Annotated in this window: 6 protein-coding genes and 1 riboswitch; of the genes, 4 read left to right on the top strand and 2 right to left on the bottom strand. The window is 67.9% G+C overall.

The features are described 5' to 3' along the window. A partial coding sequence (locus tag AC1DOC_RS09280) for a pilus assembly protein (RefSeq protein ID WP_478129702.1) occupies window positions 1–1,431 on the top strand: 1,431 nt, incomplete at its 5' end. Between the two features lie 24 nt (window positions 1,432–1,455). Continuing rightward, a complete protein-coding gene (locus tag AC1DOC_RS09275) occupies window positions 1,456–1,902 on the top strand; it encodes a type IV pilin protein (protein WP_028254348.1) in 447 nt (148 codons plus the stop codon). A 15-nt stretch (window positions 1,903–1,917) separates the two neighbouring features. Here AC1DOC_RS09275 and nrdR read toward each other — a convergent pair whose 3' ends face one another. Beyond that, window positions 1,918–3,474, bottom strand: a complete 1,557-nt coding sequence (gene nrdR, locus AC1DOC_RS09270; protein WP_478129701.1) for a transcriptional regulator NrdR — start codon at window positions 3,472–3,474, stop codon at window positions 1,918–1,920. Window positions 3,475–3,515: 41 nt separating this feature from the next. Next, window positions 3,516–3,642, bottom strand: a riboswitch (ZMP/ZTP riboswitch). Window positions 3,643–3,659: 17 nt separating this feature from the next. Further along, complete coding sequence (locus AC1DOC_RS09265) at window positions 3,660–4,523, bottom strand: transglycosylase SLT domain-containing protein (RefSeq protein ID WP_478079265.1); 864 nt, start codon at window positions 4,521–4,523, stop codon at window positions 3,660–3,662. Between the two features lie 578 nt (window positions 4,524–5,101). On the opposite strand from AC1DOC_RS09265, the gene AC1DOC_RS09260 reads away from it, so the two are divergent. Both AC1DOC_RS09260 and AC1DOC_RS09255 read left to right on the top strand, forming a co-directional pair. Continuing rightward, window positions 5,102–8,923, top strand: a complete 3,822-nt coding sequence (locus AC1DOC_RS09260; protein WP_478083361.1) for a DUF748 domain-containing protein — start codon at window positions 5,102–5,104, stop codon at window positions 8,921–8,923. Window positions 8,924–9,111: 188 nt separating this feature from the next. Beyond that, a partial coding sequence (locus tag AC1DOC_RS09255; protein WP_478129700.1) for a DUF349 domain-containing protein occupies window positions 9,112–10,961 on the top strand: 1,850 nt, incomplete at its 3' end.

Genomic DNA, 10,961 nt, shown 5'->3' with positions numbered 1-10,961 from the left:
GGCATGCTGCATGCCTTCAACGCGGGCACCGGCCAGGAGGCGTTCGCCTATGTGCCGGAAGGCGTCTATGGCACGGCGGCGGCGCCCCAGCTCAAGAAGCTCAGCGAAAGCACCTACTCGCACAGGTACTACGTCGACGGCAGCCCGTTCGTGGCCGACATCTACATGGGTTCGGCCGCCGACGCCAAGGCCACCGACACCGAGAAGGCGAAGCTGTGGAAGTCCTTCCTCGTGGGGACGCTGGGGGCGGGCGGCAAGGGGTACTTCGTGCTCGACGTCACCAAGCCCGAGAACATCGGCGAGACCAACGCCGCCGACGTGGCCCTGATCGATACCACCGCGGTCGCAGACGACGACCTCGGCCACCAGTTCCAGCAACCCGTGCTCGATTCCTTTTCGAGGCGCGCGCTGCAGGTGGCGCGGCTCAACAACGGCCGCAGGGCCGTGATCCTGGGCAACGGCTACAACAGCACGAGCGAGAAGGCGATGCTGTGGATCCAGTACCTCGACGGCGACAAGTCCGTGCTGAAGATCCCCGCGCCGGCCACGCAGGCCGCCGGCACCGGCAACGGGCTGTCGGCGCCGCAGGTGGTGGACCGCAACGGCGATGGCAAGGTCGACTACGTCTATGCCGGCGACCTGCTCGGCAATCTCTGGAAGTTCGACCTGAGCAGCAGCAAGAGCAGCGACTGGAAGGCGACCCTGGGCGCATCGAGCCTGGACGACGCGCCGCTGTTCGCCGCCGGCGCCACGCAGCCGATCACGGCCGCGCCGCTGGTCGTCGACCATCCGCGCGGCGGCTACATGGTGATGTTCGGCACCGGCCGGCTGTTTGCCGCCGGCGACGAAGGCAGCACCGCCCAGCAGTACCTGTACGGCGTCTGGGACCGCGCCAACGGCAGCACGGGCACCGCGGCGCTGGCCGACCTGGTGGCGCAGACCATCGGGACCGGCACGGTCAAGGAAGGCGACGTGGAATTCCGCACCGCGTCGAACCACGGCGTGAGCTACAGCGGCTCGGGCGGCAAGCGCGGCTGGTATCTGGAACTGGGAACCGCGGGCGAGCGCATCGTCTATCCGGGCGATGCGCTGAGCGGCAGCGCGGGGCTGTTCTCGTCCACCATTCCCGGTTCGGCGAGCAATTCGCTCGACTGCGCGCCGGGCACCAGCGACGACGGCTGGTCGATGGTGATCGACTTCTTCAGCGGCGTGGTCCCCGACGGCATCGCCTACAACGGGTCCACCAGCGCGCTGGGCAGCTACCTCGGCTTCCGGAACCATTCGGGCCGGGACGACATCGTCTTTCGGCCGCAGGACGCCGCGGAGAAAGGCAAGCACGTGATCTGCAATGCGGCCGGCGGCTGCAACGAGACCGAGCTGCCGCAAGCCGTGCGCCGCTTCGGCTGGCGCAACCTGATCTCGTGGAATTGACGCCGCATGAACAAACATCCTGAAATGCAGGCCCGCAAAGAGCGGATTCGCCCGCGCGGCTTCACGCTGGTCGAACTCATGATCGTGACGGCGGTGATCGCCATCCTGGCCGCGATCGCCTACCCGAGCTACACGCGCTACGTGTTGCGGGCCAAGCGGGCCGATGCCAAGCAGCAGCTGCTGCAGGCGGCGCAATGGACCGAGCGCTACCTGACGGCCAACGGCCAATATCCGCCTTTAACCGTTGCGCTGCCGGCGGGGCTGAACCAGGCGCCATCCTCCGGCACGGCAAACTACACCATCAGCTATGCGGCCCGGGACGCGACCAGCTACACGCTGCGGGCCGTGCCGCAGGGCGCGTCGGCCGCCGACGAATGCAAAACACTCACGGTGAACCAGCAGGGCGTCAAGCTGGCGGCCGGCCAGACCAGCGCTTCGAATGCGCTGGTGCAGGCCTGCTGGAACCGCTGAGCGCGGGGCTCTTCTTCAGATGTCGCGCAGCAGCTGCCGGAACTCGTCCACGTCCTCGAAGCTGCGGTAGACCGAGGCAAAGCGCACGTAGGCCACCTTGTCGAGCTTTTTCAGTTCGCGCATCACGAGTTCGCCCACCTTGGTCGAATCGATCTCGCGCAGGCCGCTGGCCAGCAACTTCTGCTCGATGCGCAGCAGGGCGTTGTCGATCTGCTCGATGCTGACCGGGCGCTTGCGCAGCGCCAGCATCATCGAGGCGCGGACCTTGCCCGATTCGAAGTCGGCGCGGCTGCCGTCCTTCTTGACGACCACCGGAAAGTTGACGTCGGGCCTCTCATAGGTGGTGAAGCGCTTGTCGCAGGCGCTGCACTGGCGGCGCCTGCGCACGAAGTCGGCGTCTTCCGGGTTCTCGAGCACGTCGGCGATCAGGTTCGCGGTGATGCGCGCCTCTTCGTCCTTGAAGCCGCGCGTGGTCATGGCCGGGGTGCCGATGCGTACGCCGCTGGTGACCATCGGCTTTTCGGGGTCGTTGGGGATCGCGTTCTTGTTGATCGTCATGTGGGCGCTGCCCAGCACGGCTTCGGCTTCCTTGCCGGTGATGCCCTTGGCGCGCAGGTCGACGAGCATCACGTGGCTTTCGGTGCGTCCGCTCACGATGCGCAGGCCGCGCTCGGTGAGGGTGTCGGCCACGATCTGGGCGTTCTTGACCACCTGCTGCTGGTAGGCCTTGAACTCGGGCGACATGGCTTCCTTGAAGGCGACGGCCTTGGCGGCGATCACGTGCATGAGCGGGCCGCCTTGCAGGCCCGGGAAGATCGCGCTGTTGATGGCTTTCTCGTGCTGCGACTTCATCAGGATGATGCCGCCGCGCGGGCCGCGCAGGCTCTTGTGGGTGGTGGAGGTGACCACGTCGGCATGCGGCACCGGGTTGGGGTACACGCCCGCGGCCACGAGCCCGGCGTAGTGGGCAATGTCGACCATGAAGATCGCGCCCACGTCCTTGGCCACCTTGGCAAAGCGCTCGAAGTCGATGCGCAGCGAGTAGGCCGAGGCGCCCGCGATGATCAGCTTGGGCATGTGCTCGTGCGCCTTGCGTTCCATCGCGTCGTAGTCGATGGCTTCGTTGGCATCGAGGCCGTAGCTCACCACGTTGAACCACTTGCCGCTCATGTTGAGGGGCATGCCGTGGGTCAGGTGGCCGCCTTCGGCCAGGCTCATGCCCATGATGGTGTCGCCGGGCTTCAGGAAGGCCAGCATCACGGCTTCGTTGGCCGAGGCGCCGCAATGCGGCTGCACGTTGGCGGCGTCGGCGCCGAAGATCTGCTTGACGCGGTCGATGGYCAGCTGCTCGGCCACGTCGACATGCTCGCAGCCGCCGTAGTAGCGCTTGCCCGGGTAGCCTTCGGCGTATTTGTTGGTGAGCTGCGAGCCCTGCGCGGCCATGACGGCCGGCGAGGCGTAGTTTTCGCTCGCGATCAGTTCGATGTGGTGTTCCTGGCGCGCGTTTTCGGCCTGGATGGCAGCCCAGATTTCGGGATCGGTCTGTTCGACCAGGATGTTGCGGTGGTACATGGCAGTCCTTTGAAGACGAGGTCCTTGTTCTTCAACCAAACAAGGGCTGCCCAGGCGAACGGCTGAACGCCTGTATGGATGCCAGGCGGCACGCTTCCCAGTGGTATTCCACGTCAGCGCAGGGCACCGTGCGGGGTGCTGCGCCTATCGCCAGTCGCGTACGGGGTGAAGTGTAGCGCAGGGGCTCAGGAAACGCCCGACAGCAGGGCCACTTTCTGCGGGTCCGCTGCCGGCTCGGCCGCCTGTTGCGGCTTGGGCGGCACGGCAACCGGAATCGGCTGGGCCTGCGCACGCACGACCGGCGCCGCGGGCGTTGGCATGGTCGGCGGATTGCGGCCATTGGCTACCTGAACCAGGCGTTCGTGCTCGGCCAGCACCTTGCCGGCATAGCCGCCGTCGTCCTCGAGGTTGGCCGCGCCCACGTAGTAGCGCAGGCCGCCTTCGAGCGAGCCGGCGCGGGCGATGCATTCCTGCAGCACCTTCACGCCCACGCGCATGTTGGTCACGGGGTCGAAGGCGGTGAGCGTGCCGCCCGCGCTTTCGTACTTGTCGCCGTGCACGCGTGTCATGACCTGCATCAGGCCCTGGGCGCCGACCTGGCTCTGGGCGAAGGGATTGAAGCTCGATTCGACAGCCATGATGGCCAGGATCAGCGTCGGGTCGAGCTTGGTGCGCTTGCCCAATTGATAGGCCTCCGCAACCAGCACGCTCAGCGGTTCGGCCGCCACGCGGTACTTCTTGCTGAGCCAATAGGCCACGGCGGCCTGCTGCTTGGGCAGGTCGCCGGGGCTCGCGGCCGTGGTGCGCACGATGGCGGTCGGCTCCAGGTCGGTGGCTTCGGGCGCGGGCTTGCGCGACTGCAGCCAACCCATGAGCTGTTCCTCGCCGGCCTTGCGCAGGTCGGGCCGCGCCACCAGGGCGAGGGCCGCGAACACGATGGCCAGGCCAACCAGTGCAAACCCGTTGTGGGTGATCTCAAAAAAGCCGTCTGCCACATCGGACACAAAGGTCCTCAGCCCGCGGGCCGTGGCATCAAACGCCTTGTTCATCGCTCTTCCTTTCTGTGCGGCACCTGGTCGCAGCGCCGCGGGGGCGATGGATGAAGGCAGCGGCGCTTGGATTGGTACGAATCAGGCTCCGCGCATGGAGGTGTAGGGGGTGGAGCGCGGCGGCCTGATCAAGCCGGGGGAACTCGGCAGCGGATTCAGGTGGCCCCTGCTGGGTCTGGGGCAGGCCAGGGGCAGGCGGGATTCTAGCGCGGCTAAATACCCGGTCAAGTATAAGAACCTATTCCCTTATGTGATTACATATTTAAACAAAATCTAAGGGAAAACCCTTGGAAGACGGCATTGCAATGCAAGGGCGGGGCGCCTAATCTGAATACGCCTGAGTTCTCAGGCGGTTTTCCGAAATCCTACGGCCCGAGGTGCAAGTCAAGGGTTGGAACGATGGAGGATCCATGGCGGCAATCTCTTGCTGCCAGCACGGCAGGAACCATTGACTTCCGGTCGCGCGAAACGATGGCATGGGTTTTGTGCCCGCCATCAAGCCCGGTAATGAGACTTTTCGTCGAATTGCCGGGCTTTCTTGTTTCTGGCTCCAAGCTTCTTTGCGGCACACTCCCGCGATGGATGTAGCTTCGCTCAAACAAAACAAATGGGTGCGACGTGGGATCGTCGCGTTGCTGGTTCTGCTGGCGCTCTGGGTCATCGCCTGGCTCGCGGTGCCGCCAATTGCCAAGAGCCAGCTCCAGAAGATCGCGAGCGAGAAGCTGGGCCGGCAGGTCACGGTCGGCAAGATCGATTTCAAGCCCTGGACCCTCGAGCTCGCGCTGAACGACCTGCGCATTGCCACGGCCGACGGCAGCCGGCCCCAGGTGGCGGTCAAGCGCATCTATGCCGACGCCGAACTGCAGTCGATCCTGCGCCTGGCGCCGGTGATCGATGCGGTGACGGTCGAGGCGCCGGCCATCCTGCTCACGCACCAGGCCGACGGCAAGTACGACATCGACGACATCCTGGCCAAGCTCGCGGCCGGACCGCCGCCCGATCCCAAGGCCGAACCGGCGCGCTTTGCGATCTACAACATCTCGATCAGGGACGGCGCGGTCGATTTCGACGACCAGACCGTCAAGCGCAGGCACGAGCTGCGCGGCTTCGTGCTCAACGTGCCGTTCCTGAGCAACCTGGCCTCCAAGCGCGACATCAACACCGAGCCCAAGCTGGCTTTCGCGCTCAACGGCAGCAAGTTCGATTCGGCGGCCCTCACCACGCCGTTCGCGGCAAGCCGCAAGACCGACGCCCACGTGCAGTTCAAGGGGCTCGACCTGGCGCCGTACCTGGGCTACATCCCGGGCGGCCTGCCAGTGCAACTGCAGGCGGGCAGCCTGGATGCCGACCTGAAGATCGACTTCGAGCAGGCTGCCACCGCCGGCCTCAAGATCACCGGCACGGTCGAGGCGCACAAGGCGAAGCTCGGCGATGCGCGGGGGCGGGACCTCCTGGGTTTCGATTCGCTCAAGCTGGCGCTGGCCGACGTGCGGCCGCTGGAAGCGGTGTTTCACCTGAGCGAGGTGGCGCTGGCCAATCCGCAGCTTGCGGTCGCGCGCGACGCCAAGGGCCAGCTCAACCTGCTGGCCACCGATCCGGCCACCGGAGCGGCAGAGAAGGTGGCGAAAGCCCCCGCCGCCGCGGCAAGCGCGCCGGACGGCAAGGCCCCCGAAAAGCCGAAGCTGAAGGTCCGCGTCGACAAGGTGGCTCTCAGCGGCGGGCGCATCGGATGGCGCGATGAAACCGTCCAGCCGGCCGCGGCCATCGAGACGACCGCGCTCGGCCTCGACCTGACCGAGCTCACCTGGCCCATGGAGAAGCCGGCCCGGTTCAGCGGCAGCACCGCCATTGCCGGCGCCACGCTCAAGTTCCAGGGCAGCGCCACCGACAAGGTGGCCGAGGTGCAGACCGAGGTCGACGCGCTGCCGCTGTCGCTGGCGGCCCCCTATCTGGCGCAGAGCCTGGAGCCCACGCTCGACGGCAAGCTCAGCGGCCAGGTCGAGGTTGCGTGGGCCCAGCCCGACCTGCGCTTCAAGGCGCGGCGCGTGGCCGTCGACGGCCTGGCGCTCACCCAGGCGAAGACCGCGCTGGCAAGCGTCGGGCGCTTCGAGCTGATCGACGCCGAAGCCGACATGACCAAGCACACGCTGGACGTGGCCTCGTTCACCGCCACCAACCCGAAGGTGCAGGTCGAGCGCGACAGCGAAAAGCGCTGGATGTTCGAGCGCTGGCTCAAGACGCCGGCCGGGAACGGCGGCATGGCGCAGGCCAAGGCGGCCGCGCCCAAGCCTGCCGGCGCGGGCCCCGAGGCGGCACCGCCCGGCGCCAACACCAAGCCCTGGGCATTGACCATCGGCACCCTGGCGGTCGACAACGGCACGCTGTCCTATGCCGACAAGGCCAGCGCCACGCCGGTAGCCGTGGAGATCACGGCCTTCAGCCTGAAGGCGCAGAAGGTCGCGCCCGAAACCGCCACGGTCTCGCCCTTGCAGGTTTCGGGGCGCATCGGCTCCCGCCGCTCGGAGCCGGGGCGCTTCGACTACAAGGGCAACGTGGTGCTCAAGCCGCTTTCGGCCGAGGGCCGGCTCGAAGTGGCCTCGTTCCCGGCGCATGCCTTCAAGGCCTACTACGCCGACGCGCTCAACGTCGACATCCGCCGCGCCTTCGCCAGCTACAAGGGGACGGTGCGCTACGCCAGCGCGCCGGCCGGCATGACGATCAAGCTGGCCGGGGACACGGCGCTCGACGACTTCCGCGCCAACAGCATCTCGCTGACCCAGTCGCCCGGCTTCGATCGCAACACCAACCAGCTGCTGAGCTGGAAGACCCTGAGCCTGCGCGGCCTGCAGGTGAGCATGGCACCCAATGCCCCGCCGGCGGTGGACGTGCGGGAAACCACGCTGACCGATTTCTTCGCCCGCGTGATCGTCGACCCGACCGGCCGGCTCAACCTGGTGAACCTCACCAAGAAGGGCGAGGCGGACGCCAATGCCGCCGCCGCGGCCAGCGCGGACGTCAAGTCCCGCCGCAGCCTCGGCGGAACCACCACCACGACGCGCGGCGGACCGCAGCAGCCTTCGGGCGGCGGTGCGCCGGTCTCGGCCGAGGCCATGGTCGGCGGCGGTCCCGAGCCGGCCAAGCCGGCCGCGGCGCCCACCGCAACCGCGCAGGCCGAGGCCGATGCGGGGCCCAGGCCGGTCATCAACTTCGGCCCGATGAGCCTGGTCAACGGCCGCATCGACTTCACCGACCTGTTCGTGAAGCCCAACTATTCGGCCGACCTGAGCGAGCTGACCGGCAAGCTCAGCTCCTTCTCGTCGAACCCGCCCAAGGGCGAGGGCGGCCGTCCCGCGCTGGCCGACCTGGAACTGCGCGGCAAGGCGCAGCAGACCGCCGCGCTGGAAATCACCGGCAAGCTCAATCCGCTGGCCAAGCCGCTGGAGCTCGACATCACCGCCAAGATGCGCGATCTCGACTTGGCACCGCTGTCGCCATACTCGGTGCGCTACGCCGGCCACGGCATCGAGCGCGGCAAGATGAGCATGGACGTCAACTACAAGATCGCACCCGACGGCCAGCTCACGGCCTCCAACAAGCTGGTGCTCAACCAGCTGCAGTTCGGCGACGAAGTGCAGGGCGCGCCCAACAGCCTGCCGGTGCGGCTCGCGGTGGCCCTGCTGGCCGACCGCAACGGCGTGATCGACGTGGACCTGCCGCTCAGGGGCTCGCTCAACGATCCGCAGTTCAGCATCGGCCCGCTGATCTTCAAGGCGGTGGTCAACCTGATCGTCAAGGCGGTGACCTCGCCGTTCAGCCTGCTGACCGGCGGACTCGGCGGCGGCAGCGGCGAGTCGAGCACCATCACCTTCGAGCCCGGAAGCGCCGTGCTCAGCGCCACTGCCAAGGAGAGCCTGGACAAGGTCGTGAAGGCGCTGACGGAGCGTCCGAACCTGCGGATGACGGTGGTCGGCACCGCCAGCCTCGAAAAGGAGCGCGACGCCTACCAGCGCCAGCGCCTGCGCCAGCTCGCCCAGGCCGAGAAGCGGCGCGTGGCGGTGCGCGGCGGCCAGGACGGCACCGAGGTGCCGCCCCTGACCGATGCCGAATACCCCGAGCTGCTGACCGCCGTGTACAAGCGCGCGGACATCACCAAGCCGCGCAACATGGTCGGCCTCGCCAAGGACCTGCCGGTGAAGGAAATGGAAAACCTGCTGCTCGCGAGCATTCCGGTCGACGAGGAGTCGATCCGCCAGCTGGCCGTGGAGCGCGGCGCCGTGGTGCGCGACTACCTGCTGGCCCAGAAGCTGCCGAGCGAGCGCCTGTTCCTCGGTGCCGTGAAGACCAAGGCGAGCGGTGACGACTGGAAGCCCGGCGCCGAGCTCGACCTGGCCATGAAGTGACGAACGCCCACTTGGTTTTCCGCTCCGCCTCGCCATATAGGTAGCCATCCCGCGCCGCTTCCGGCAGCCATTTGGCTGCGGTTGCGGCATGGAATTCAACCGCCCGCCACAACTGGGTGAAAATGTCGATGTGCGCCGGCCTTTGCCGGCGCCTTCGCTTTCTCTCTTCAGACAACGATTTCGCGCAAGTGACCTCTACTTCTTCCAAGCCACACGACCTCCAGGCCCTCGACACGCTCACCGGCGGCGCCTTCACCGCGCCAACTTCGGGCGAGCGCGCCGCGCGCATCCGCGACTGGCTCGCAGGCAACCCCGCGCCCGAGCAGATGCAGGAAGTCTTCAAGGAGCTGAGCGGCCGCGACAAGGGCGCCGCGCGCCTGCTGCGCGAAAAGCTTGACGAACTCAAGCGCGCCAAGAGCCAGGAGGCCATTGCCGCCGAATGGGCACAAAAGGCCGAGGCGCTGCTGGCCCAGCCCAAGCTCAACATCGCCGATGCGCTCGCCTGGCAGCGCGACGCCGCCAAGGCCGGCGCGCCCCTCTCGCGCGAACCGCTCGCGGGTTTCAAGGTGCAGTTGGCCGAACGCGTCAAGGGCATCGAAGACCTGCAGCACCGCGCCCAGGTGCACCGCGAGGCCGCCGTGCTGCTGGCCCAGCGCTTCGAGGTGCTGTCGACCAAGGGCTGGCAGGACGCCCAGGCCGCCGAGGAATCGCTGCGCGCCGATGTGGCCCACTGGCAGCAGCAGGCCGCCGACATCACGGCCGATGCCAACTGGAACAGCCTGGATGCCAGGTTCGCCCCGCAGCTCGAAGCGTCGAAGGCGCAGTTGCTGGTCGTCTCCGATGCGTTCCATGCGGCATTGGCCCAGGCGCAGGCCGCGGCCGCCGACGCTGCCGCCCCCTTGCCGCCGGTGCCGGTGTGGGCCGACGAGCTGCGCGCCGCGCGCGGCGAAGTCGTCGCACCCAAGGCGGCGCCCGCCAAGCCCGCGGCACCCAAGGTCGACCCGGCCGTGCGTGCAGCGGCACAGGACGCCGTGCAGGCGGCCCTGGCCAAGCTCGAACAGGAAACCGCCGAAGGCCACGGCAAGGCCAGCGCCGGCGCGGCCGCCGCATTGCGTGCGGTGCTGAAGGAACACGGCAAGCTGGTCGAGGCACCGCTCGAGGCGCGCGTGCATGCGGCGCTGGTCGCAGCCGGCGAGCTCGAAGGCTGGCAGCGCTGGAGCGCCGACAAGGTGCGCGAAGACCTCGTCGCCAAGGCCGAAGGCCTGCTCAAGCGCCCCGAAGGCCAGGCCCTTGGCGGCCGCAAGATGCAGGAAACCCTGCGCTCGCTGCGCGACCAGTGGAAGCAGGCCGACCAGGGCGGCGTGCCCAACCACGCGCTCTGGAAGCGCTTCGACGAAGCCTGCAACGAAGCCCACAAGGTGGTCGAGGCCTGGCTCGAGAAGGTGCGCGCCGATGCGGCCGAGCACCGCGCGCACCGCGTGGCGCTGATCGAAGAAGTGCGGGCCTGGGCGGCCGAGCACGCCAACCCCACCGACCTGAAGGCGCACAACCGCGCGCTGCATCAGTTTGCCGACCGCTGGCGCGATGCCGGCCACGTGGGCGAGAAGATCTTCGCCGAGCTGCAGCCGCAGTGGAACGAAGCCTTCGGCGCCGCGCGCGCACCCTTCGAGGCGGCGCAAAAGGCCAGCATCGAACGACGCCAGGCCATGATCGCGGAAGCCGCCGAGCTCGGCGCCCAGCCCATGCTGCGCATCGATGCCGTCAAGGCGTTGCAGCAGCGCTGGCAGGCCGAGGCCCAGGGCGTGCCGCTCGACCGCCGCCATGAGCAAAAGCTGTGGGACGCGTTCCGCGCACCCATCGACGAAGCCTTCAACCGCAAGACCGCCGAGCGCGAAAAGGTCTCCTCTGCAATGAGCGAGCACGACCGCCATGTGCTCGAGGCCTCCAAGGCACTGGACGCGGCCAATGCCGGCGGCGACGTGCAGAAGATCCGCGCCGCCATCGCGCGGCTCGAAGCCGCGCTGCGCGGCGAGGCGCC

This window comes from Variovorax sp. 01T439_2 (genome assembly GCF_056398445.1).
The sequence above is the reverse complement of the archived record's forward strand: the minus strand, read 5'-3'. Positions and strand labels throughout refer to the sequence as shown.